Genomic DNA, 23,503 nt, shown 5'->3' with positions numbered 1-23,503 from the left:
TATGGGAAAGGCGCTGCTCGGTTATCAAGGAATCAAGCCGGTTCTCGTCATCATGACCTTGCTGACTTTGGTGCAGAGCGCCGCCATCCTAGGTCAGGCGGCATGGCTGGCGGAGGTCGTCTCCGCCCTTTTTGCCGGTACGCCGCTGCAGGAGCTGACAGGGACCGCGCTGCTGTTTCTGCTCGCATTTCTGCTCCGTCAGGCGACGGGACTCGTCCAGCAGAAGATCGCCTATCGCTATGCCGAAAAGACGGGCGCGAGCCTGCGCAAGCAGCTGATGGAGAAGCTGTTCGAGCTCGGGCCAAGGTTCGCCAAAACGGAGGGCACGGGCAATCTGGTTACGTTGGTGCTGGACGGCATCTCGCGGTTCCGCACTTTTCTGGAGCTGGTGATTCCCCGCATGCCTTCCGCGGGGGTTACCCCTGCGGTCGTGCTGGCGTACGTGTTCTGGCTCGATGCCGTATCAGGCGTCATTTTGCTCGTGACGATGCCGATTCTCATCGCGTTCATGATCTTGATCGGACTCGCCGCGCGCAAGCAAATGCAGCAGCAGTGGCAGTCCTACCGCGTCTTGTCGAATCATTTTGTCGATTCGCTCCGCGGGCTGGAGACGCTGAAGGTGCTCGGCCGCAGCCGCTCGCACGGCAAGACGATCGGGCGGGTGAGCGACAAATACCGCTCGGCGACGATGCGCACCCTGCGCGTGGCGTTCTTGTCGTCGTTTGCGCTCGATTTCTTCACCATGCTGTCCGTCGCCTCGGTGGCTGTCAGCTTGGGGCTGCGGCTGGTGAACGGCGACCTCATGTTGGTAACGGGGCTCACGGTGCTTATTTTGGCGCCGGAGTATTTCCTCCCCGTCCGCTTGGCGGGGGCCGATTACCATGCCACCTTGAACGGCAAAGAAGCCGGCGAGGCGATCCGGGCGATTCTGGATCGGCCGTCCGGGGCAAAAGCCGCACCCGGGCTTCCGGCCTCGTTCGTCTGGGGCAGCGACAGCGAGCTGACGCTTTCCCGGATTCAGGTGCAGCATGAGCCGGAAGGACCGCCATCGCTGCAGAACGTGTCCGTGCGAATCCGGGGCTTGCGGAAAATCGGCATCGTCGCCGAAAGCGGTGCAGGGAAATCGACGCTGATCGACGTGCTGAGCGGGTTTCTGCATCCGACGGAAGGAAATATTGAACTTGACGGCTGCAAGGTTCGTTCCATGCACGCAGAGGCATGGCTTAACCAAACGACGTACATTCCGCAGCATCCGTATTTGTTCCACGGCTCTTTGGCGGACAATATTCGCTTCTACGCCCCGGACGCGCCACAGGAAGAAGTCGACCGGGCGATCGCCGCGGCCGGACTTGCCGAACTCGTTGCCGGCTTGCCTGGCGGCAGCGGGGAAAACGTGGGCAATGGCGGGCGGCCGCTGAGCGGCGGGCAAGAGCAGCGCGTCGCCTTGGCCCGTGCTTTTCTAAGCCGGCGGCCGGTGATGCTGCTCGATGAGCCGACCGCTCATCTGGACATCGAGACGGAGTACGAGCTTAAAGAGACGATGCTTTCCTTGTTCGAGAATAAGCTGGTGTTTCTTGCAACGCACCGCTTGCACTGGATGCCGGATATGGACTGGATCATCGTCCTGCATCAGGGGCGAGTCGCCGAAACCGGCACGCACGAGGAGCTGCTGGCGAACAAAGGGATTTACTATGAATTGATCACATCGCAGCGGGAGGGGATATCATGAAGCGGGAAGCTTGGCTGCGCCCGGAGTCGCGGGCCTTTTACTGGCGGTTCGCGGCGATTGTGGCATTAGGGGCGTTAACGGCCGGGTGCGCCGCTTCCCTGATGTTCACTTCCGGCTACCTCATTTCCAAGTCAGCGCTGCGGCCGGAAAACATCTTGATGGTCTACGTCCCCATCGTCTTGGTCCGAACCTTCGGGACGAGCCGGGCGGTCGGGCACTATGTCGAACGCCTCGTCGGACACGATACGATCCTGCGCATGATCTCGCACTTGCGCGTCCGGCTGTATCGGCTCCTCGAACCGCAGGCGCTGTTCATCCGCTCCCGCTTCCGCACGGGCGACATGCTCGGCGTGCTGGCCGACGATATCGAGCATCTGCAAAACGTTTATCTGCGCATCGTGTTTCCGGGCGCGACCGCTTTCATCGTGTTCGTATTGTCGGTTGCGGCGCTGGGCTGCTTCGACGGAAGGTTCGCGCTGTTGATGGCCGCTTATTTGTTGATTCTCGGCCTTTTGCTGCCTGTCGCTTCCTTAGCCGTAACGCGGAGGAACCATACGCTGATCAAGCGGCAGCGCGGCGGCCTGTACCGGAAGCTGACCGATGCGGTGCTCGGGATGAACGACTGGGTCGTCAGCGGAAGAGCGGCAAGCTTTATTCAAAGCTACGAAACGGACGAAGCGGAAATGGCGGGAGTGGAGCGGCGAACGAGCGATTGGACGCGGCGCAGAAACGCGATCGCCCAAGGGGTGGTCGGGCTCATGGTCGTCTCCATGATCTATTGGGCAGGCCAGCAATCGGCCGACCAGCAAATCGCCGCGACCTTGATCGCCGCCTTCGTGCTCGTCGTGTTCCCGGTGGCGGATGTGTTCTTGCCTCTTTCGGAGGCCGTGGAGAAGCTGCCGCAGTACCGGGAGTCGCTGAACCGGCTGTCGGAGATTGGCGGGCAGACTGGAAGCCCCCCTGCCCCGGTGCGGGACGAGTGTGTAGCCGCGACGCTCTGCAAAACGGCGCATATTCAGGTCGATAGCGCCAGCTATCAATATGAAGCAGGAAGCCGCCGGGAAATCGACCACGTATCTCTGGATCTTCCGCAGGGGAAGAAAATCGCGATCATCGGCCGCAGCGGCGCAGGCAAATCGACCTTGCTGAAGCTCATTCAAGGGGCGCTCGTCCCCACGGAAGGCCAAGTAGCTGTGAACGGCATGCCGACACATTCGCTTGGCGACGGCATCTCCGGCGTCGTCTCGGTCTTGAACCAGAGCCCGCACCTGTTCGATACTTCGGTAGCGAACAATATCCGGCTCGGGAAGCCCGACGCCTCGGACGAGGACATCCGCCTGGCCGCCAAGCTCGCCAAGCTGGACGCCCTGATCGAATCGCTTCCCGCAGGCTATCGGACGCCCATGCACGAAACAGGGCAGCGCTTCTCGGGCGGCGAGCGTCAGCGGATCGCGCTTGCGCGCATCCTGCTGCAAGATACCCCGGTCGTGCTGCTGGACGAACCGACGGTCGGCCTCGATCCCCGGACCGAGCGGGAGCTGCTGGCTACGATTTTCGATACGCTGCGGGACAAATCCTTGATATGGGTTACGCACCATCTGGTCGGGGCCGAGCAGATGGACGAAATTATATTTATGGAAAACGGCCGCGTCGAAATGAGAGGCACGCACGCCGAACTCATGGAGCGCTATCCGCGCTATCGCAATTTGTACCGTCTGGATCGGCCAGACGACCCGGTTCTATAATTCCAGCCAGCAACCGCTAAAACGATGAGTACAATGGAAACAAGGACCACCTAAAAAAGGTCGTCCTTGTTCTTAAAACGATGGGAAAGGGAATCGTGACCGTCGAGATCTTCAGCTCTTGAGGAACGCTTGCATGCATGGACATGCGGGCACGGGCTACGAGATTTGTATGCCTTTCTTGAGCGACTTCAGGTCGCCATTCGGATTGACCAGCAAGGGCAGCATCTTCACACTACGAACCATCGAGGAATGGCACTGCCGGCATACCGGCACATTCTCGAACGCAAAGTTGTCCCGCATCCAGCCCTTACATCCTTCCTTGCTGCAAGACCAGATCGTCGTGATTTCCTCAGGGATATCCTCTAACGATTTCTTTTGAAAGTTCACAGTTAACCCCTCCCTTGATTTAAAAACCCTTGATCCTAAAAAAACTGCCCTCAACACAAGTTAAGGGCAGTTTGCTTGGGCTTACATTACAGCTTTACAACATTTTCGGCTTGCGGTCCGCGGTTGCCTTGTACAACATTGAATGTAACACGCTGGCCCTCATCCAACGATTTGAAGCCGTCACCTGTAATCGCGCTGAAATGCACGAATACGTCGCCGCCGCCTTCCATTTCGATAAAGCCAAAACCCTTGTCTGCATTAAACCATTTTACTGTACCTGTTTCCATTGTATGACCTCCAAAATTTGATTTAACATGTCTTTTTTATCCTTCAAAGAAATAAAAAATTCACATATTGAAAAAGGTTCCATCACACAAATGATAACCCTTTACAATATGTGAATTCACAGGTCAAATTTATGATTAACCTAAGCTTACCATAATTAGATCCAAAAGACAAGTTTGTTACCGGAAGTAAAGTTAGAAAAATAGTAAATGCCCGTTAAGCTCGGGGCAGCCGAGTTGAAGGACGAGTTTTACGGATTCTTAACTTGACCCTTCGCCTGATTAACCTTATAGTTACTACAAATGTATGAGGTGAGAACAAATGTTAGGCGGTCGTTCATGTTAAATTCCGAGGAAAAAAAGCTAATCGTGAAAATCGCGAAGCTGTACTATTTTGAAGCTTGGACCCAGGAAAAAATTGCGGTGAAATTCGGCATTTCACGGCCCGCCGTCTCCAAGCTGCTCCAGAAGGGACGCGACGAAGGCGTCGTGGAAATTCTCATTCATGACGATACGCTGGAAACCGGCGATCTGGAGAAGGAAATTGAAGCGGCCTTCGACCTCAAGCAAGCGATCGTTGTGCCTACCCGCGACTTGAAGCAGGAGCTGGTCTACAGCACGGTCGGCAAAGCGGCGGCCGGTTTTGTGCTCAAGGCGATGAAGCAGGCCGAGCGCATCGGCGTATCGTGGGGAACGACGCTGTTCCACGTCGTGAAAGAGTTTCCTTTTGAAAAGAAAGAAAACCTCAAGATCGTCCCGCTTGTCGGCGGGATGGGCAACGACAAGATCGAAATTCATTCCAACCAGATCGCGTACGAGCTGTCCAAGAAACTGGGCGTAAAATGCGAATCGCTGTATGCTCCTGCGGTGGTGGAAACCGAGGAGCTGCGGGATAAAATCGTAGAGCTGCCGAACATTTCTTCCGTTCTGGAGGAAGGCAAGCTGATCGATCTGGCACTGGTCGGCATCGGGAATCCGTTTGCCATGTCGACCATGGAAGAAATCGGCTACTTGAACCAAGAGGTGCTGCAGCAATTGAAGGCCTTGAACGCGGTGGCCGATATCAATTCCCGCTTTATCGATCAAGACGGGGCCCTTTGCAACCACCCTATCAACAATAAAGTGATCGGCATCGAGCTGGAGCATCTGAAAGCCGTAAAGCTGGTAATCGCCATCGCGGTCGGACTGCACAAGGTGGACAGCATCCTTGCTGCGCTGAAAGGCGGGTACGTGCATGTGCTGATCACCGACGAGCCGACCGCATCCAGCCTCGCCGCGAAGTTAAAATAGAACCTTGAGCGCAGCCGAACGAACCGCTAACGGAGGGAGCCTCATGAAAGAGACACGGCTTGAAACTTTTCTGTACTGTAACGATTGCAAGCAGGAGCAGGATCATGTGATCAGCTACCTGAACAAACGGATCTCCGAGATTGAGTGTCAGGCGTGCCATCGGCGGCTTTCCATGCAGATCGATCTTTCGCATGAGCTGTACGATGAGCTGTTTACCAGAATCCGCACCAAGCCCGCCAGAATGACCGAAGAGTACAGGCGTCATGTCAGCCAGTTTCTGCTCACACTTCCGGCGAGGGTCGCCAGCAAGCCTTACCGGGTGTACCGGGAATGGAAGGAAATCCGCGGCTTTTTCCATAAGTACCGGGTAAGAAAAGGCTGAGCGCGGCCGCCAAAAGGCTTTTTCCCATATCCGCACATAGAAAGAACCTTCAACCCACGCAAGCGGATTGAAGGTTTCTTCTATATATACTGCCTACAACAAGCCCACAAGCTCAAGCCCATACGCAATGCCGTCATGACCGACATCCTTTGTTATGTAACGCGCCACTTTTTTCACGGATTCCGGCGAGTTCCCCATCGCCACACTGTGGCCTACATATTGGAGCATCTCCAGATCGTTCAGGTTGTCGCCGAAGGCGTACACCTGCTCTCGCCGAAAGCCGAGCTTGTCAATGAACCGCTCGATGCCCTGCGCTTTGGAGCCGCCGAAAGGAAGCACGTCCATGGACAGCCGGTGCCAACGGACAAAGTCCAGCTTCCGGAACCGCTCGATGTAGCCGGATTCGTCCTGCTCGGTGCAAAACAGCATCGTTTGGTAAATGTCCCGGTCTGCGTAAAAAAGCGGATCGTATTCGGGATGCGGATACTGCAGCGTTCCAATGCTTTCCTCGACGTACGGATGACGCCTGCTGCTACTTCTCATGCCTTCCTCGTCCAAATAAACGAGCGGATGACCTTGCTGCAGCGCGTATTCGGATAACGAACGGATGACCTCCGTCGGAATCGGATTCGTATAAATCAGCTTGCCGTGCAGCATCACATATTGGCCGTTGAAGCCGACGAAGGAATCGATGCCGAGCTCGCGGCGCAAAGGCTCAAGCATGAACGGAGAGCGGCCTGTCGCAAAAGCGACCTCATGCCCCGCCTCCTTCAGCGCAAGAATGGCTTCCTTCGCGGAAGCAGGCAGCCGCTTGTCATGATCCAGCAAGGTCCCGTCGATATCAAAAAAAATCATGCTTCGCGTTCGGGTCACATCAACACCTCGGTGCAGTAAAATTCTATAGCTGTTCTTCCGCCGGCAAGTGGAGAGAGACCTTATCGTGCAGTTGAAATGGCAGCGGCGAGCTGATTTCCCATTGACCGTCCTCGGACCGGACATGGTAATGGAATTCTTTCCCTTGAAACTGCACGTTCGTCACTTCACCCGAAATCCCGGCTTGCTCCGGAGTACCGAGCTTGAACTGGTCGGGCCGGACCGGGTACATGCCGCACGACTTGAAATAATCGGCGACGCGGCCGCCCTGCCACTGAACGGTACCGTCCGAGCCTACCGGCACAAAGCTGTCGCGGTTCCAGCGGCCGCGGATCAAGTTGGCCTTCGACACGAACTTCGCGACAAATTCGGTTTCCGGGCGAAGGTAAATGTCCTGCGGCGTCCCGATCTGCTCAATGCGACCGTCCTTCATCACAACGATCCGGTCGGCCATGGCGAGCGCTTCGCCCTGGTCATGGGTCACGTACACGATGGCTGTTCCGGTCTGCCGGTGAATCGCTTGAATCTCGCGGCGCATATCCATGCGCAGCATCGCATCCAGGCTGCTAAGCGGCTCGTCCATCAGCAGCAGCGACGGCTCCGCCGCAATCGCGCGGGCAATCGCCACCCGCTGCTTCTGCCCGCCGGACAGCTCGTGCGGCATGCGGGTGCCGTGCTGCGCCAAGCCGACCATCTGGAGCACGCTCGCAATCCGCTCCTGCTCCCTCTCGCGAATATACGATGGAGTTTCCTTATGATGGCGGATCGGAAACCGGATATGCTCCGTCACATTCATATGCGGCCAGAGGGCAAAAGCCTGAAACACCATGCCAATTCTCCGCTTCTCCGGCGGCAGGCTGAAGCCCGGCTTCGCGACCGTCGTCCGGTTCATGCGGATCTCCCCGGCGGTCGGCTGCTCGAAGCCCGCGAGCATGCGCAGCAGCGTCGTTTTGCCGCAGCCGGAAGGACCGAGAATGGCGACGAACTCGCCCTTCTCAATCGTTAAATTTAAAGGCTTCAGCGCCTGAAAGGCTCCGAACGTTTTGCTGACTTCTACTAATTGAATGCTCATGAAGACTGGACTCCTTTTTGGGCTGAGAACTTCCGGATCAGATGCAGAAGGCCCATCCCCACCATAATCAAAAGGACGATCAGGCTGGACAATGCGGTAGAATACAGCGTATTACCGGCTTGCTCGAAGCCGAATATCGTCACGCCGATCGTCTGCGAGCCGGTCGACCATAATAGCGCGGACACCGTAAGCTCCGTGAACGCCGTCAGAAAGACGAGGAATGCGCCGCTCAGCAGCCCCGGCAACAGAAGCGGAAGCAGGACGAAGGCCCACTTTTTCCAGAATCCCGCGCCGAAAATATGCGCCGCCTCCTCCATCGAAGGATCGATTTGCGTGAAAGCCGTAATGCCCGCCCGCACCTGCAAAATCATGAACCGGCATACATACGCGATAAACAAAATGCGGATCGAGCCGTAAATGCCGGGATTCCAGCCGGGAATGGGCTGCATCCACGCGAAGATCATCGCTAGGCCGAACACGATCCCCGGCAGCGTGTAAGGCAGGGCCACGGCAAGCTCCGCCGATTTGGTCAGCCACGACGGCTTGCGCACCCGCACATAGGCGAGCAAGGAGCCGAACACGAGACAAATAACCAGCGTCGTTGCCGATAGCGTCAGACTGTTTTGGATCGACTGCCACACTTTTTCGTTTTCGAGCAAAATGTATTTATAGTTCGAAAGCGTCAAATTCGCCGGTTGAAACGGAAGCCCGTACGCCTTTTTCAATGAAAGGGCGATCATGGATACAAGCGGCACGACCGTGATGACCGCGAGAAACGTCCATACGGCCGCTGTGACCCAAGTTCGGTGCTTCCCCAGCGCAAAGCGCGGGCTGTGATCGACGACGACCGTATCGGCCGCCTTGATTTTGCGGACCGCTAGCCATTGCAGCAGCGTGCCGATGATGGCGATCACGCCCAGCATGACGGATAAAGCGGCGCCGCGGGAGAAGGCGGATGGGCCGAAGCCAATAATCTCCTCGTAAATGAGTGTGCTGAGCACGGAAATCTGCTTCGGAATGCCCAGGAACGCAGGGATTCCGAAGTTGTCGAGCGAGGCCAGAAACGCCAGCAGCCCGCCGGCCGTCAAGCCGGGCAAAGCCAGAGGAAGGGTGACCAAACGGAACGTTTTCCATCTTCCGGCCCCGCTGGCTCTTGTCGCCCACTCCAGATCGCGCGGGATTTTTTTCAGCACGTCCACTGTCAGTAAATATACAAGCGGAAAATGATGAATTCCCATGACGAAAATAATGCCGCCGTAGCTGTACATGCTCCACGGCTTCGCGTCCGGGTTCACCAGATGCAGCAGGCTGGCCGCAAGCCCTTGGTTGCCCATAAAAGACGACCAGGACAGCGTCAAAACATAAGACGGCAGTATAAAAGAAAGCAGCATAGCCATGTGCAGCGTTTTTTTGTGCTTGATGTCGCTGTAGGCCATCAGCCAAGCCGCCAGCACGCCGAGCGCAATCGAGACGAGAGAGGAGCCGGCCACGATCACGAACGTATCGTTTAACGTTTTCCACAGGTGGCTTTGCTGCAGCATTTCCGAGTAGTGCGCAAGCGTCGGACCGGCGCTGCCCTGCATGCTTAAAACGATCAGCTTGCCGATCGGCAGGACGAAAAAGACGAGCAGAAGAACAAGGGTGACGCCTATAAGCATTCGTTTCAAAAGAAAGGAAGGAAAAGACAAGGGGACGGGCTTGTCTCCTTTCCCCTCATGGGTCCGTTCGAGCCGAATCTGTTTGGAATCGATCATAGACTATGCGCTCCGCTTCTTATTGCCCGAAGACGGAGGTGAACTGCTTCTTGTCCGCTTCGCGCGCTTCCGCCAATTTGGAAATCTCCGAAGAAATGACTTTAAATTGATTGATGCTTTTCAGTCCTTTTGGGGCTTCGACGCCTTCGCGGATCGGCGTGTACCCGATGCTGGAAGCGAGCTTTTGGCCATCCTCGGACAGAACGAAGTCCACGAACGCTTGGGCCGCTTTTTCGTTGGCCGCATTTTTCAAAATGCCGATCGGCTCGGTAATGACCGGAACGCCTTCCGAAGGATACACCAACTCAACCGGGGAGCCTTTCGCCTTCTCGCGGGCGACGAGATAATCGACGACCATGCCGTACGATTTTTCCCCGCCGGCTACGGCGTTCAGCACGGCGCCGTTTCCTTTGACGACTGAAACGTTGTTCGCTTTCAGGCTCTTGAAGAAATCCCAGCCGAAGCCGTCCGTACGGGACAGAACGCCGACGTTATACGCCGCTGCGCCGGAGTACAGCGGGCTCGGCATGATGGCGGCATCTTTGCTCTCGGCCGCGGCGAGCGCCTTCCACGAAGTCGGCGGCGTTTTTACCTTCTGAGTGTTGACCGCGAGCACGGTGGCCATCACTTTCGTACCTGAATAGGCGCCGTCCGGATCGACGAGATCTTTCGGGACTTTTGCCAGCTCGGGCGATTTATAGGAAGCGAGCAGATTTTGCTTTTTCAAGCCTTCGAACGTCACGGCGTCGGCCAGCAGGAGAACGTCGGCCTGCACTTTGCCCGCTTGATTCTCCGCTTGCAGCTTCGCGGTGACTTCTTCGGTGCCGGAACGGAAGCTTTCCACTTTCACATCCGGGTATTTCTTATTGAAAGCCGAGACGAGCTTCGAGACATCGTCTTCCGGCTGGGACGTATAGAACGTAAGCTTGCCCGAGGGCCCGTTCGCTTCTTGCTTGGCAGGCTCCTGCTTCCCGCCGGACTGCGCTCCTTGGTTCGCCGCCGGCTGCCCGCTCGTGCCGCAACCGCTGAATACGAGTAATGCCGTCAAGCTCACCAGTAAAGAACCTTTTTTCAACAACCTCATTCTCTCCCTACGCGATGGATTTGTATGTGTATATGTTCAGTATATAGAGCATTTGTCAAACGGCTGTTAACTTGAATATCAACATTTATAAACACCTTATGAACCGATCCGGTAACTCAGGATAAAAGGTAGCGCCAAACCGCTTCAGCCACGCCGTCTTCCTCGTTGCTTGCCGTCACCGCGTCCGCGGCTTGCTTCACCCGGTCGCTGCTGTTCGCCATCGCAATGCCAAGCCCCGCCCACTGGAGCATGGCCATATCATTATCGTAATCGCCGATCGCCGCGATTTCAGCCGTATGCATCCCGTACATCCGGCACAGCGCTTCGAGCGCCGTTCGCTTGCTGACGCCGGCCGCATTGATATCGAAGCGCCGCTGTCCCGTTTTCGTCAAAGCCAATTCGTCCCACGACCGCAGCTCGTCGTATAGCCTGACCAGCAATTCGGGGTCTTCGCTAATGATCGTCGCTTTGTATAGCGGTTCGGACACGGCTTCGGCGAAGGCGGCCAGAGGGCCCGCCTGCTTCACTTGGATAAGGTCGGCTTGCTCCCGATAGTTCTCGTAGATCAACGGCAGGTCCGGGTCGATGACGACATTAGCCAGCGGCCAACTCGCGTTCATCTCATTTATTTGCTCTACAAACAGCGTACGGTAACCGTAAAAATGTACATATGCGCCCGCTTCAGCCGCCAGCTCCGCGATACGTCTTGCCGCATCGGGCTGGATCGGAAAGCCTTGCACCCGTTCGCCGGATTCCGCATCCAGAATGACTGCGCCGTTGAAGGCAATCAAGCAGCCGTTCATCCCTATATGCCGGGCGTGGAGCCAGACCGATGCGGGGAAGCGCCCCGAAGCGATGGTGACGTTCACCCCCTCTCGAATCGCTGTTTGCAAAGCGTCGCAAACGGCGGGCGTGATGATTTTGCTGCGGTTCAGCAGCGTGCCGTCCATATCCAAGGCGAGTAGTCGATACATGGTTTCGCTCCGTTTCAATGTGTAGGTTAGACCGTGTACATGCTGGCCGAGTCGGGCAGAAACACCGGACCGCCGAAGACGGCGCTTGCCGTTTGTTTCATCAGCTCGAAATTCCCGTCGCTGGGCAAATGCACGAGCACCAGCTTCTTCACGCGTGCTTTCTCGGCAATCGCGGCCGCTTGACCGGCGTCCATATGTCCTTGTCCCGTCGTATGGTAGCTGCCTTCGCAGATCGTCGCTTCACAGAGAAAAATATCCGCGTCCCTGGCCAGCTCAATCAACGATTCGCAATAAGAGGTATCGCCCGAATAGACGAGGACCTTGCCTCTGTACGTGATTTTGACCGCAAAACAGGAAATCGTGTGCTCGACAGGGACGAATTCGATGTCCGCGCCCGCGAGCCGGACTTTCAAATCCGGGCGGATTGGCGTGATATCCGAATGCGGACCATGCAGCTTGGCGAGCATGTCCGACGGCTCCTCCGGCGCGAAGAGCTTGAGCTTCTCGCTCATCCGGTTCGTGCGGAGAGCTCCGACGGCGGCGTATTGCAATATCCCGATATCCGCCATATGATCGTGATGCAAGTGGGACAAAATGACGCCGGACAGCCGCTCAACACTCGTATGGTAAGAAAGCCGGCTCATCACCCCGCTTCCACAATCCAGCAAAATCTGCCCCTCGTCCGTTGTGACCAAGTATCCCGCAGTTGCTCCGCCGGCAGAGGGATACCCTCCCCAGTAGCCTAAAATCGTTACCTGCAATGCCCTCACCTCAAGTTGTCGTTTTCCATCGCTGTTTACATTTGTTCTTGTCGTGTACATTTGTCATAAATATAGGTCTAAAGGGGTGGAGGGTCAAGTTAAGATACTGTAAATGACCCGGACAAGCCTTGCATAGACAGGAGCATTGGAGGAAGCACATGTAAGGTTTAAAGCATGAAAAAGAGCTCCATCATGGCGTCATGGCGGAACTCTTTTTCGCTACCTATCCGATTCGGACAATCGATAAACGGTGCTACTGGCTTTATTCGGCTCCGACTTAACTTGCTGTTTCTTTAAGACGACGTCCCCTTGATTGCGGGCGGCGTCTCTTATCCTTTGCACGGTAAACTTGGAGATGGGCGCAGGGAGCTTATCCACCAGGAAAAATCCGACTTCGGCGATTTCTTTACCGTCCGGCACCGGCGTCCCCTCCCATTCCGTTACTTTAAAGTCAAAAACATAGGTGTTGCGCCCGGATAAATAATAGATGCCCGACAGCGTAAAATCAACGGGATGCATCGCTACCTGGATTTCTTCCTGGCACTCGCGGATAGCGGTCTCCCATGCCGCCTCTCCCTCTCTTTGCCGGCCTCCCGGCAGCCCCCATTTCCTTTTCCCGTCCGCATGACGAACCAGAAGAACTCTGCCGGCATCGTCGAAGATGACAAAGCCTGCCCGAATGCTTGTTTTCGACGGCATAACCGCTCCACCTCCTATGGGAGTAGTGTATGCTGCCAAGGTCCAAAAAGAGCGAGGCCGACTTTTCCGTCCTCCTAAATCCTGTGTCTAACAAAATCACAGCGTGGTATAATGCTTCAAGAGGGGCAGACCTACAAAGCCTTGAAGAAGTGCGTCACGATCAATATTTTAAACTTTTCAATCCTGCCCAACGACCGTTACCACAGCGTCTTTCACCTGCGGGAGGATCATACGCTGATTCCCCTGATCGACGACATCGAGGTACACTTTATCGAGCTGCCGAAGCTTGACGATCGCGCCGTTCCGGTGGAAGGCGGCCTGGTCAACTGGCTGTTGTTCCTGAAAGGCGCGGATAAATCCAACTGGGAGGTGCTGGCCATGAACGAACCGACTTTGAAAAAGGCGATGACGACGCTCGAATTCCTGAGTCAGGACGCCGAAGCCCGCAGGCTGTACGAAGCGAGGCAAAAATATTTGCACGACGAAGCCTCGATGATTGAAGGAGCGAAGACGGAAGGAAAAATTGAAGTCGCCAAAAACATGCTGTCGATGGGCCTCGATGTTCAATTGATCGTTAAAGCGACCGGATTAACGGAAGAAGAGATTCACGCCTTGAAACCGATGTGAGCCATCTTCGGATACGAAACCGCCAGCCTTTCGAGGTTGGCGGTTTTGCTTCTTCCTAATTATATCGCTTCAAATGCACCAGGAATGTTGTATAATACTATACTATACGTAAAAATATAGGGAGCTTGTTCTCCTGGCACAATGAAAGGTACAGAAAACAATGCGAAAAGTTTCTCTACGGACGGTTTTGCGCATATATACTTACGATATCCGGCGTATTGTTACGAATTGGGTCACCCTGACGGTGGTTTGCGGGCTAGTTCTTTTGCCATCGCTTTACGCTTGGATTAACATTTATGCTTCCTGGGACCCCTACTCCAATACGAAGGGCATCAAGGTCGGAGTCGTCAACAACGACAAGGGTGGCACGCTCAAAGGGATTACCTTCAACATCGGGGACGAAATCATTCATTCGCTGCAGCAGAACGAAAAGCTCGGCTGGACCTTCTATAATACGAAGGACGAGGGCATAGCCAAGGCGGAACATGGCGAGGTGTACGCCACCATTGTGATTCCCGACGATTTTTCGCTGAAAATGAGCACGATGCTCAGCGACCAGCCGGTTAAGCCCGAACTGGAATACTATGTTAACGAAAAAGAGAATGCCATCGCCGCGAAAATGACGGATGCGGGCGCCTCGACGATCCAGCGGGAGATCAGCACCTCCTTTGTCGAGACGGTGACGGGAAAAGTGTTCGAAACGCTGAATAAAGCCGGCGCCGAGCTGGATCAGCAGTACCCGCAGATCGAAAAATACAAAAATTTGCTTTACACCCTGAATGAAAATATGCCGAAGTTGAATCAAAATCTGGACGAGATGCTGAATCGGGCAGAGAACGGTTTTACCCAGATGGATAAGACGGCAGGTCATGTTCCTGCGGTTCAGGATACGCTCGGCAAACTCATCGAGCTGAACGACGGATTAAGCAAGGATATGTACAAGGCCAGCGACGACTTAAAAGAAATCGCACCGAATGTGAAAGAGAATTTGTATCTGCTTCAGACGATTTTCAACAAATTAACCGAGACGACCGAGGACGTGAACGACCAACTGACATTGTATAAACCGGAGGTGCTCACCCAGCTCGACAATGCCGTCACGGATCTCGATCAGTTGCAGCAGCGGGTGAAGGATACTTCGGAGCAGCTTGAAAAAGCGGGTGTAACGGTGCCCAATGAAACTCTTGCAATGGCGACGGATATCGTCATAGAGCTGGATTTGTACCGGGGGCTTCTGTCGGATTTGAAAGCGAATATCAAGAATGTGAATGCGGCAGAGAAAATTTTAAATAAAATTCAGCCGGTCAATGACCGGGTTTTGGATAAAATCACCAAATTTCAGACGACCGTCAATGAGCTGCTTGCTCCGATCGATGAAGCGTTGAACATCCGGACGTTTGCCCGTCTCCGCGACAATCTGGAAAAAATGCGGCAGCTGTCTGCCGAGATCAGCTCGTTTACCAGAAATTTAAATACGACGCTGGCCTATAAAAAGGCCGATGTGGACGGCAAGCTATCCAGAAGCATCGAAGCGATGATGGACATGGAAAACAGGATTCTTAAAAATGCCAATTCGTTGGCCCAATCCTCCGCCAAAGGCTCGTTTCAGCTTAGCAAGGACTTGAAACGTCTGGCCCAAAGGCTGGAGGAGTGGAAAGGCAAGACTGCCGAACTCCGGAAGAACATCGCAAACAATCAGAACCTGGAAAAGCTGCTGCCGGATCTTACCCGGATGAACTTTGCGATTGCGGGAGATATCGGCAAAGTGTCACTTGCGCTCGACCAGACCCTGCTTCCGAAAACGGAATCCTATCTGCAAAAGGGCTCCATCCTTCTCGCCGATGTGAACGTGATTCTTGGCAACACGCAGGACGATTTGGCTGCGGCGAAGGATTTGATGACAAGCATGTCATCCGGAGGCAAAGTGGCGGTGGACGATATCCGGAATTTCAAAGAGCGCGTGCCGGACCTTCAGCAGCGCCTGAGCGACCTGACGGCGGTCTTCCAAAAAATCGACAGCACGGTTGATGTCAAGGACATGATCAAGCTGCTGCAAAACCGGGGCATCGCAGATAGCAACTTCCTTGCTCTTCCGGTGACGATGAGCACGCACCCGTTATTCCCGATCGCCAACTATGGAGCGGGTATGACGCCTTTCTATACGACGCTGTGCTTGTGGGTCGGTTCGCTGCTGCTCACGTCTCTGCTCACTGTCAAGTTTCAACCGGCGGATTTCAGCTTTACCTCGCACGAAGAGTACTTGGGCAAATACCTATTGTTTGCCACCTTATCCGTGCTGCAGGGACTCATCGTAGCGCTTGGGGATATCTTTTTGCTGAAAATCCAAATTCAGGAAGGCCTCTTGTTCATCGGACTTACGCTGTTTTACTGTGTTGTATTTTCCATGATCGTGTACACGCTGGTCACGCTCTTTAACAATATCGGCAAATCGATCGGCGTTGTCCTGCTGGTGCTCCAGCTCGCCGGCTCGGGGGGCACGTTCCCGATTCAGGTGACACCGGCTTTCTTTCAAACGATTCATTCCATGCTGCCATTTACCTATGCGATCAGCGGGCTGCGGGAAGCGCTCGCCGGGGTAAGCTACCCGACGCTGATGAGGGATATCTGGACGTTGGTCGGATTTTTCATCGCCTTTTTGGTCATAGGTTATCTATTCAAGCCGGCGCTCACGTCCTTCTTGGGCAAGTACTCCAAGCAGTTGCATCATTCAGGTGTTATTGGACACTGATTTCTGGAAAATTCAATGGAAACGCCAGCCCCTGGGGGTTGGCGTTTTTGCTTGTGCGCCTGAATGACCCTAGGTATACTATCGATAAATAGAGCTCGGGAAACTGGCCGAATAGAAAGGATGATTGAATTGAAGCCGAACGTCGGAGATATATATTGCGTATACGTCGAGCAGTTGCAGCGCTATGCCGCGTGTCAGGTCACCGGAATCGAGGAAAAGGCTAAGCCGCTGGCCGCCGTGCTGGAGCTTGACTGGACCGGGGACAAGCTGCCCACGGAAGAAGAGCTCGACAAGATGAAGCCGCTGTACTGCGATTATTACTTCTGGAACAACCAGCTTGAACATTCATATGTCACTGCGCAGATCCCCAAACATTACATTTTGGCAGGAAACCGGCCTCCGCTCGTCACGGAAGAAACAAACAGCTATAGCGCCAGTTGGCATATAGGCAGAAGTACGGTCAACCAATTGAAGTGGCGGAGCATTCCCGAAGCTCGACGCCGCTCGTTCAAGGAAGCGGCAAAGGACAATACGCCGGTGGTCGTGGGCGGCGTGCAGTTGGCCCGCTCGACCAGCGCAGTCAATCATGTCGCGTTCCGGGAGTTCTCCGATTTGTCCATGCTGGAACAGCTGCCCTGCCTGACGCGCATCGCCGCCGACCGCCCCTATGAGTCACTGCTGCCGTATGTTAACGGCAATCCGTTTATTTACGAGCTTCAACTGGAGAACCACGGCTGTACGTCGATCGACCTCCGAAGCAGCAGCTTGGAGCGCCTGATCCTTCAGGCGGATGGATTGGAGGAGCTGTTTTTAAATAAAGGGCTGACCTTTCTATCGTTAACGGGCACACTTTCGCCCAAGCTGAAAATCCACGCCGAAGACGGCGGACAATGGCTGACGGCCGCCTTTACGGATAACGTGCCGCCGGTATTCGGTCTGGAACGTTTGGCGGGGCTGCACGTGACACAGGCGAAGGATCTGGATCTTGGACCGGTCGTCCGGAGCTACCCTGGGCTGAAGGAGCTGCGTCTATGGGGCAAACCCGGCAACATCGTTAATCTTCAACAACTCGAACAATTAACGAGCCTTAGAATATTCAGTACCTACGATATGTTCGGCTTCTCCGGCGAAGCATTTCCCGGTCCGGACCGGCTGCCGAACCTTACTTGGCTATGGATGACCAGCCTGCCCGCCGACGCGGCCAAAGCGATTAAAGACAAATACAAAAAAGAAGTCTCCAAAGGTCTGGACCTGTCGATCACCAAACCGCGCAAGCCCGAATGGCTGGCTGAAAATCTCAATAATCCATTCCGCGACTGGGACGGACGGGAGCACATCACGGCGGCCCAAGCCAAGAAAGCGATGAATCTGTACAAAAAGACACTGGCGGCCATGACGACGTTACCAGAGCAAATCCAAAGCGGCGGCATGACACCAGCCGATGCGGAGTATGCGCTGCACACGTTAGTGTCCGGCTATACCGAAACGTTCAACAAAATGGACCGCAGCAGCGGCTTTATCGAAACGGTGGAGCGCGAGGAAATTTATACGGTGCTGGAGGATCTGCTCAGCGGAGCGAAGGAGCAGTTGTCTGCCGCAGGCGTCGAGTTGGACATGGATAAGCTGTTCGACACTTTCGATAAGCTGCGCGATTTTTAACGCCGGTAACCTTTAACACAGTAAGCAAAAAAGGGAAGCCCCGCTATAGCAGCGAGCGCTTCCCTTACTTCATTCCGTTTAAAAAGGATTCATTACGTGGAAAAAGACATTGGGCGACGCCATCCGGTAATAGTAGCTGCACCAGCCGACGCCGCGGTTGTTGAACCGGTTGGACGAGCTGTATACGAGCCGCTCCTGCTCCAGCTCTTCGATCTGCCCGATCCGGCCCTCCACATAATCGAGCAGCCTTAACGATGCCGTATCCAGCCGGTTGACGACCCCGCCGTAGCGGATATCGATGACTTCCCAGCCGAACGGCTTGAACATCCGCAGCCACTGGGCGCGATGCGCGGCCCGCAGCTCCCGTACCGCTTCCGCAATCTCCGGCAGCACTTCCGTCGCAATGCGTCGCAGTGTCCCCGTATCCTTGGCGTCGTACGCCCGCTTAAGCTCGATGCCGATCTCGCTCTTCCGCTTCAGCACGCCGCACAGCTTCTCCGGCACCTCGAACAAGTAATCCAGCTCGGCTTCCTTGACGCGCCGGCTGCGGATGTCCTGCTCCACCTTCGTATAATGCACGGACAGTTCCAGTCCTTCGATCTGCTTGTCGAACAGCCCGAGCAGCACGTCCTGGTACAGCAAAAACTTGGAAGGATTGCTCTGCATCCGGTTGTTCGGCTCGGAGCCGGGCACCTCGTCCAAATCCTTGAACGTCAGGAAGGCGTCGGCCTCTATGCCGGTGCAGAACTTGACCCGCTCCGCGAGCTTCGCCTGATCCGGCTTCGCTTCCGAATACGCGTGCTCCGCGTAGAGCTGCAGGCCGAGCAGCGCCGCAAAAGGATTGCTCTCCATGCCGTCGTCGCCCCACATGGTCGCATAGACCTCGCGGATGCCTTCTCTTTTGCACACCTGCAGAGCGGCGTCGGAGGCATTCAACGACAAGCCGTAATTGACCCCAAACGTGTTAAACACCCAGACGGCGCCGGCAAACACCAAGTTGCAGCCGAGCGGACGGTGCTTGGCAATGAGGTTCTCGTAGTCCTCCTGCTCCATGTGGTTATAATCCCAATACACCATGTCCACATCTTTCGGAATGCGGCGCGCCATCTCCTCCGGAATTTGCGTATCCTTGTCATAGTAATCGCTGCCGTTCTGCGAAGCCAGCTTCAGGAACATATCGCTCCACATCATCGCTTTCAAACCGCGGCGGCGCGTCATATCCAGCACTTTGTCCAGATGCGCAATCATAATCTCGAACCGGCTTGTGTAGCCGTTGCGGTCCAAATATTTGCCGCGGCCGAGCTCTTCCGCCTCGTCCATGCCGATGTGGATTTTGCGGCTGCGGAACGGAGCGCTGGCGGCCTCGATCATGTTTTCAACCAACCGATCCGCCCGCTCATCCCCGACCAGAAGCGCGCCTTTCGTATCCTTGTAATGCTTCACCGGCTCCCACTTCAAGAACTCTTCCAGATGCGCCAAGGTCTGGATGCTCGGGAACGCCTCGATGCCGAATTGGTCGGCGTAATCGTCAATCTCTTTCAGCTCCGCTTGCGTGTAGCGGCCGCGCATATAGCCGAAATAAGGCTCCTCGCCAATTTCGTACGTATCCTCCAAATACAGCATGACGCTGTTTAATCCCATTAAAGCCATCTTGCGAAGCATGAATTTGAAGCTGTCGAGCGTCAATACCGCATTGCGGGACAAATCGAACATCGGCCCGATCGTGTCGAACTGCTGCTTCTCCCGAAGATGAAACGGCTCTCCATGCAAACCGTGCTGCACGAGAAGCCCGAGCCCGCGAAAGAACTGATGCTTTTGACCGTAGCGAATGTAGGCCTTACCCTGCTCCATGCCGACTTCCAGCTCGCCGGACGACGGCTCGACCCGGACAACGATACCGTCTTCCGCCTCGGTAATCCGAAGCTCCTGCGACAATTCGCGAATTCCCGGCAATAAAACGTTTAAATCCCCTTCAAACCGCAGCTTCATCTCCTGCTTCCTCTCCTTGGTCAAGTATCCTATCTGCTTCTATTATAAGAGAAAGCTGCGGTTTAGGGAATGCGTTACAAGGATGAATCGTAGGTATAAAAGCCTCTGCCCGTTTTGCGGCCGAGCCGGCCGGCTTTGACGTATTGGCGCAGCAAGGGGCATGGGCGGTATTTGCTGTCCCCGAAGCCGTGGTGAAGGATCTCCATAATGGACAGGCACGTGTCCAGCCCGATGAAATCTGCCAGCTCCAACGGCCCCATCGGATGGTTCATTCCCAGCTTCATCACCTTGTCTACCGCCTCCGGAGCCGCAACGCCTTCATAGACGGTATAAATCGCCTCGTTGATCATCGGCATCAGGACGCGGTTCGATACGAAGCCGGGAAAATCGTTCACCTCAACGGGCGTCTTCCCCATACGCTCCGCCAAATCGCGGATGTGCCCGAATACCTCGTCGGAGGTCTCCAGGCCGCGGATAATTTCGACCAGCGGCATCACCGGAACCGGATTCATGAAATGCATGCCGATTACCTGCGAAGGCCGTCCTGTCACGGCGGCGATCTCCGTGATCGGGAGCGAGGACGTATTGGTAGCGAGAATCGTATGCGGCCGGCAAAGGTCGTCCAATCGCTTGAACAGCGTCGTTTTATGCTCCATGCTTTCAATAATCGCTTCAACGACGAGATCGGCCTGAGCCGCTTGGTCCAGATGGGCGCAAGGGACTATCCGCTCCAGAATGCTTGTTTTCTCTTCCTCGGCGAGCTTTCCTTTCTCCACGCTCCGGGCAAGACTTTTCGTCAGCCGGGCGATGCCTTGATGAAGGGACGCTTCGGCAATATCGTGCAGCAGAACGTTCAATCCTGCCGCTGCGGCAACCTGTGCAATGCCGCTGCCCATTTGCCCTGCGCCAATGACCATAACCGTTTGAATCGCTATGCTCTCCACCTCCAACTCTTCTATATTAAAGAAATATATTTCCATTATATATTATTTATGACATTCAATAAATCGGGCTGTCCAAATCATAGCTTTCCAGATTCCGCTTGACCTGCTGCATGAATTTGCCGCATATCATGCCATCCAGGATGCGATGGTCGAGCGATAAACAGAGGTTCGCCACGGATCTTACCGCGATCATCTCGTCCACGACGACAGGCCGACGGACAATGGATTCGACCGTCATCAGAGCCGCCTGCGGATAGTTGATGATCGGACATGTCAGAACCGTGCCGAAGGCCCCCGTATTATTGACCGTAAAGGTGCCGCCTTCCAAATCGGATAGCGTAAGCCTTCCCTTTCTCGACCGTGTGACCAGATCATCCAACTCCAGCGCCAAGCCGGCAACGCTTTTGCGGTCCGCGTGCTTGATCACCGGCGTGACCACGGAATCCTCGGAGCCTACGGCGACGGAAAGATGAATGTCTTTCTTGACGATGATTTTGTCCTCCGCCCAGACCGAATTCATCATGGGAACTTGTTTTATGGCGGCCACTACCGCCTTCAGGACAAAAGGAAAGTAAGTCAGCTTCACGCCCTCTTTGCGCCAAAACTCCTCCTTCCACTTGTGCCTCAAGGAAACAAGACCGCTGACATCCGCTTCGATCATCATCCAGGCATGCGGAATTTCCGACACGCTCTGCTTCATGCGTGCGGCAATCGTACGACGAATCGGCGTCAAAGGGAGCACTTTGTCGCTCGCAGCGGGCTGCGGCGTCGGCAGGCTGCTCCCGGAAGCAACGGGCTGTACGAACGCATCGGAAACCTCCGGAGAAGAAGCATTTTCAGCCTCAGCGAGGGCATCCTGCCTGATCCGGCTTTCCCGTCTCCTTTCCCCTTCAGCCTTACGACGTTCTTCCAAATAATTCAACACGTCGATTCTCGTAATTCTGCCGTTCATGCCCGTTCCTTTGACCTGCCGCAGATCGACCTGATGCTCGCCTGCCAAGTGCAGAACGGCCGGGGAATATCGCATTTTCTGCTCCACGAGACCGCGACCGGCTTCCGCCTGAATCGTATGATCGGCGGAGACTTGCCCGGAAGGCGCGATGGCCTCGGCGGCTGCCGGACGTTCTTCGTCAACCGCGGACCGATTCGGCTCCCGAATGATGCAGATGGGGGCGCCGACATCGGCTTCTTGCCCTTCCTCTACCAGGATATCGACCAATTCTCCCTCCACCGGGGAAGGCATCTCCACGTTCACTTTATTGGTCATCAGTTCACATAGCAGATCATATTCCTCGACGTAATCTCCCGGGCGCTTCAACCATTTGCCGATCGTCGCCGAAACAAGACTTTCCGCCAAATGAGGAACCGAAATCACGGTTCCCCCCTTCTCCTTGGTCGCCATGGGACCCCTCCTCAAGCTTTTCAAGGGAAAGCGCCGGCCGCCCGGATCGCAGAGCCCGCCAACCAACCTTCCCCGGCATCTCCCGGGCTCTCCCATTTCCTGAAAACTCCAGGTTTTACATTTCCGCCAGCCGCCGCATCGCTTCCTTAACCTTATCCGGATTGAGCAGATAAAACTTTTCCATCGTCGGCGCCATCCCTACGGCAGGAACATCGGGAGGACACAGCCTCATAATGGGGGCATCCAGCCGGTACAGCATCTCTTCGGCGATCATCGCGGATACCTCCGCCCCGACGCCACCGGTCTTGTTGTCCTCATGCACGATGAGGATCTTGCCTGTCCGGGCAGCCGCTTCCAGAATGGCCGGCTTATCGAGCGGCTGCAGCGTCCGAAGATCGAGAATATGTGCGCTGATGCCTTCCGCTTCGAGCTCGGCTGCGGCTTTGAGCGCATAATGCACTGTGATGCCGTAGGTGATTACCGTAATATGGCTTCCTTCCCGCTTCACGTCGGCTTTCCCGATCGGCACGATATAATCTTCCTCGGGCACCTCGTCGGAAACGGACAGGTAGCATTTCTTGTGCTCGAAATAAAGGACCGGGTCCTCGTCCCGCACGGCCGCTTTCAGCAAGCCTTTGGCGTCATAGGCCGTCGAGGGCGCGACCAGCTTGAGCCCGGGCGTGCCAAAGAAGACGGATTCGGGACACTGCGAATGATACAAGCCTCCGCCTCCCGTAGCGCCGTAGGGAGCGCGGATGACGATCGGACAGCTCCAGTCGTTATTCGAGCGGTAACGGATTTTGGCCGCCTCGCTGATGATCTGGTTCGTCGCAGGAAAAATAAAATCGGCGAACTGCATCTCCGCAATCGGCCTCATGCCGACCATAGCCGAGCCGATGCCGACACCGACAATCGCCGACTCGGCCAAGGGCGTATCCAGTACCCGCTGCTCTCCGAAACGGTCGCGAAGGCCTTTGGTCGCGTTCAGGACGCCGCCTTTGCCGACATCTTCCCCGAGCACGTAGACCTGCTCATCCCGCTGCATTTCCTCCGACATCGCCGAGCGGATAGCTTCCAAATAAGTGATAATGGCCATCGA

19 protein-coding genes and 1 pseudogene are annotated in these 23,503 nt (G+C 55.4%); 7 read left to right on the top strand and 13 right to left on the bottom strand.

The annotated features are described in order from the left end of the window. The first annotated feature begins 1 nt into the window (after position 1). Together cydD and cydC are read left to right on the top strand one after the other, a co-directional pair. Entirely contained in the window at positions 2-1,729 is a 1,728-nt protein-coding gene (gene cydD, locus QJ48_RS15040) for a thiol reductant ABC exporter subunit CydD (protein ID WP_054974381.1), read from the top strand. Continuing rightward, positions 1,726-3,474, top strand: a complete 1,749-nt coding sequence (cydC, locus tag QJ48_RS15035; protein ID WP_054974380.1) for a thiol reductant ABC exporter subunit CydC — start codon at positions 1,726-1,728, stop codon at positions 3,472-3,474. The genes cydD and cydC overlap by 4 nt, the downstream gene beginning before the upstream one ends. 156 nt (positions 3,475-3,630) lie before the next feature. Here cydC and QJ48_RS15030 read toward each other — a convergent pair whose 3' ends face one another. Together QJ48_RS15030 and QJ48_RS15025 are read right to left on the bottom strand one after the other, a co-directional pair. Beyond that, complete coding sequence (locus tag QJ48_RS15030) at positions 3,631-3,861, bottom strand: cold-shock protein (protein ID WP_054974379.1); 231 nt, start codon at positions 3,859-3,861, stop codon at positions 3,631-3,633. Between the two features lie 86 nt (positions 3,862-3,947). After that, positions 3,948-4,148, bottom strand: a complete 201-nt coding sequence (locus QJ48_RS15025) for a cold-shock protein (protein WP_054974378.1) — start codon at positions 4,146-4,148, stop codon at positions 3,948-3,950. A gap of 336 nt (positions 4,149-4,484) precedes the next feature. On the opposite strand from QJ48_RS15025, the gene QJ48_RS15020 reads away from it, so the two are divergent. Both QJ48_RS15020 and QJ48_RS15015 read left to right on the top strand, forming a co-directional pair. Further along, positions 4,485-5,435, top strand: coding sequence for a sugar-binding transcriptional regulator (locus tag QJ48_RS15020; protein WP_054974377.1), 951 nt, complete (start codon positions 4,485-4,487; stop codon positions 5,433-5,435). 43 nt (positions 5,436-5,478) lie between these two features. Continuing rightward, the gene (locus tag QJ48_RS15015; RefSeq protein WP_054974376.1) at positions 5,479-5,817 is read left to right on the top strand and encodes a hypothetical protein; all 339 of its coding nucleotides are present in this window, start codon (positions 5,479-5,481) and stop codon (positions 5,815-5,817) included. Positions 5,818-5,910: 93 nt separating this feature from the next. Here QJ48_RS15015 and QJ48_RS15010 read toward each other — a convergent pair whose 3' ends face one another. From QJ48_RS15010 to QJ48_RS14980, 7 genes are all read right to left on the bottom strand, one after another. Then, on the bottom strand, positions 5,911-6,672 hold the full coding sequence (locus QJ48_RS15010; protein WP_054974375.1) for a Cof-type HAD-IIB family hydrolase: 762 nt from the start codon (positions 6,670-6,672) through the stop codon (positions 5,911-5,913). A 43-nt stretch (positions 6,673-6,715) separates the two neighbouring features. Then, positions 6,716-7,762, bottom strand: a complete 1,047-nt coding sequence (locus QJ48_RS15005; RefSeq protein WP_054974374.1) for an ABC transporter ATP-binding protein — start codon at positions 7,760-7,762, stop codon at positions 6,716-6,718. Then, a complete protein-coding gene (locus QJ48_RS15000; protein ID WP_054974373.1) occupies positions 7,759-9,516 on the bottom strand; it encodes an iron ABC transporter permease in 1,758 nt (585 codons plus the stop codon). Before QJ48_RS15000 ends, QJ48_RS15005 begins: the two co-directional genes overlap by 4 nt. Before the next feature lie 19 nt (positions 9,517-9,535). Beyond that, positions 9,536-10,600, bottom strand: coding sequence for an ABC transporter substrate-binding protein (locus tag QJ48_RS14995; RefSeq protein ID WP_054974372.1), 1,065 nt, complete (start codon positions 10,598-10,600; stop codon positions 9,536-9,538). 116 nt (positions 10,601-10,716) lie between these two features. Further along, positions 10,717-11,574 carry a Cof-type HAD-IIB family hydrolase gene (locus tag QJ48_RS14990; RefSeq protein ID WP_082420513.1) on the bottom strand — a complete coding sequence of 286 codons (858 nt, stop codon included), beginning with the start codon at positions 11,572-11,574 and terminating at the stop codon, positions 10,717-10,719. Positions 11,575-11,600: 26 nt separating this feature from the next. Then, positions 11,601-12,344 carry an MBL fold metallo-hydrolase gene (locus tag QJ48_RS14985; protein WP_237762921.1) on the bottom strand — a complete coding sequence of 248 codons (744 nt, stop codon included), beginning with the start codon at positions 12,342-12,344 and terminating at the stop codon, positions 11,601-11,603. Between the two features lie 210 nt (positions 12,345-12,554). Further along, a complete protein-coding gene (locus QJ48_RS14980; RefSeq protein WP_054974369.1) occupies positions 12,555-13,034 on the bottom strand; it encodes an NUDIX hydrolase in 480 nt (159 codons plus the stop codon). A 114-nt stretch (positions 13,035-13,148) separates the two neighbouring features. On the opposite strand from QJ48_RS14980, the pseudogene QJ48_RS14975 reads away from it, so the two are divergent. The 3 genes and pseudogenes from QJ48_RS14975 to QJ48_RS14965 all read left to right on the top strand — a co-directional run. Next, a pseudogene (locus tag QJ48_RS14975) lies at positions 13,149-13,661 on the top strand (Rpn family recombination-promoting nuclease/putative transposase); the annotation flags it as partial. Between the two features lie 160 nt (positions 13,662-13,821). Continuing rightward, positions 13,822-16,410 carry a YhgE/Pip domain-containing protein gene (locus QJ48_RS14970; protein WP_082420511.1) on the top strand — a complete coding sequence of 863 codons (2,589 nt, stop codon included), beginning with the start codon at positions 13,822-13,824 and terminating at the stop codon, positions 16,408-16,410. Positions 16,411-16,539: 129 nt separating this feature from the next. Then, positions 16,540-18,069, top strand: coding sequence for a hypothetical protein (locus QJ48_RS14965; protein ID WP_054974367.1), 1,530 nt, complete (start codon positions 16,540-16,542; stop codon positions 18,067-18,069). Positions 18,070-18,147: 78 nt separating this feature from the next. Here the strand turns inward: QJ48_RS14965 and QJ48_RS14960 are convergent, their stop codons facing one another. From QJ48_RS14960 to QJ48_RS14945, 4 genes are all read right to left on the bottom strand, one after another. Continuing rightward, positions 18,148-20,058, bottom strand: a complete 1,911-nt coding sequence (locus QJ48_RS14960) for a beta-N-acetylhexosaminidase (protein ID WP_054974366.1) — start codon at positions 20,056-20,058, stop codon at positions 18,148-18,150. A gap of 74 nt (positions 20,059-20,132) precedes the next feature. Continuing rightward, the gene (locus QJ48_RS14955; RefSeq protein ID WP_054974437.1) at positions 20,133-20,993 is read right to left on the bottom strand and encodes a 3-hydroxybutyryl-CoA dehydrogenase; all 861 of its coding nucleotides are present in this window, start codon (positions 20,991-20,993) and stop codon (positions 20,133-20,135) included. 64 nt (positions 20,994-21,057) lie between these two features. After that, positions 21,058-22,404: a dihydrolipoamide acetyltransferase family protein gene (locus QJ48_RS14950; RefSeq protein WP_054974365.1), complete on the bottom strand. Its 1,347-nt coding sequence runs from the start codon at positions 22,402-22,404 to the stop codon at positions 21,058-21,060. A 115-nt stretch (positions 22,405-22,519) separates the two neighbouring features. Next, positions 22,520-23,500, bottom strand: a complete 981-nt coding sequence (locus QJ48_RS14945) for an alpha-ketoacid dehydrogenase subunit beta (protein WP_054974364.1) — start codon at positions 23,498-23,500, stop codon at positions 22,520-22,522. Positions 23,501-23,503 lie beyond the last annotated feature (3 nt).

Source organism: Paenibacillus sp. A3 (assembly GCF_001399685.1).
Lineage (GTDB): Bacteria > Bacillota > Bacilli > Paenibacillales > NBRC-103111 > Paenibacillus_G.
This window is presented reverse-complemented; position numbering and strand designations above follow the sequence as displayed.

What these genes read in the sequence shown, in the direction of transcription:
- QJ48_RS14945 (WP_054974364.1), bottom strand. Translation starts at nt 23,500, where the DNA reads ATGGCCATTATCACTTATTTGGAAGCTATCCGCTCGGCGATGTCGGAG.
- QJ48_RS15025 (WP_054974378.1), bottom strand. Translation starts at nt 4,148, where the DNA reads ATGGAAACAGGTACAGTAAAATGGTTTAATGCAGACAAGGGTTTTGGC.
- QJ48_RS15020 (WP_054974377.1), top strand. Translation starts at nt 4,485, where the DNA reads ATGTTAAATTCCGAGGAAAAAAAGCTAATCGTGAAAATCGCGAAGCTG.
- QJ48_RS14960 (WP_054974366.1), bottom strand. Translation starts at nt 20,058, where the DNA reads ATGAAGCTGCGGTTTGAAGGGGATTTAAACGTTTTATTGCCGGGAATT.
- QJ48_RS15000 (WP_054974373.1), bottom strand. Translation starts at nt 9,516, where the DNA reads ATGATCGATTCCAAACAGATTCGGCTCGAACGGACCCATGAGGGGAAA.
- QJ48_RS15010 (WP_054974375.1), bottom strand. Translation starts at nt 6,672, where the DNA reads ATGATTTTTTTTGATATCGACGGGACCTTGCTGGATCATGACAAGCGG.
- cydD (WP_054974381.1), top strand. Translation starts at nt 2, where the DNA reads ATGGGAAAGGCGCTGCTCGGTTATCAAGGAATCAAGCCGGTTCTCGTC.
- QJ48_RS15015 (WP_054974376.1), top strand. Translation starts at nt 5,479, where the DNA reads ATGAAAGAGACACGGCTTGAAACTTTTCTGTACTGTAACGATTGCAAG.
- cydC (WP_054974380.1), top strand. Translation starts at nt 1,726, where the DNA reads ATGAAGCGGGAAGCTTGGCTGCGCCCGGAGTCGCGGGCCTTTTACTGG.
- QJ48_RS14980 (WP_054974369.1), bottom strand. Translation starts at nt 13,034, where the DNA reads ATGCCGTCGAAAACAAGCATTCGGGCAGGCTTTGTCATCTTCGACGAT.
- QJ48_RS14950 (WP_054974365.1), bottom strand. Translation starts at nt 22,404, where the DNA reads ATGGCGACCAAGGAGAAGGGGGGAACCGTGATTTCGGTTCCTCATTTG.
- QJ48_RS15005 (WP_054974374.1), bottom strand. Translation starts at nt 7,762, where the DNA reads ATGAGCATTCAATTAGTAGAAGTCAGCAAAACGTTCGGAGCCTTTCAG.
- QJ48_RS14990 (WP_082420513.1), bottom strand. Translation starts at nt 11,574, where the DNA reads ATGTATCGACTACTCGCCTTGGATATGGACGGCACGCTGCTGAACCGC.
- QJ48_RS14995 (WP_054974372.1), bottom strand. Translation starts at nt 10,600, where the DNA reads ATGAGGTTGTTGAAAAAAGGTTCTTTACTGGTGAGCTTGACGGCATTA.
- QJ48_RS14970 (WP_082420511.1), top strand. Translation starts at nt 13,822, where the DNA reads ATGCGAAAAGTTTCTCTACGGACGGTTTTGCGCATATATACTTACGAT.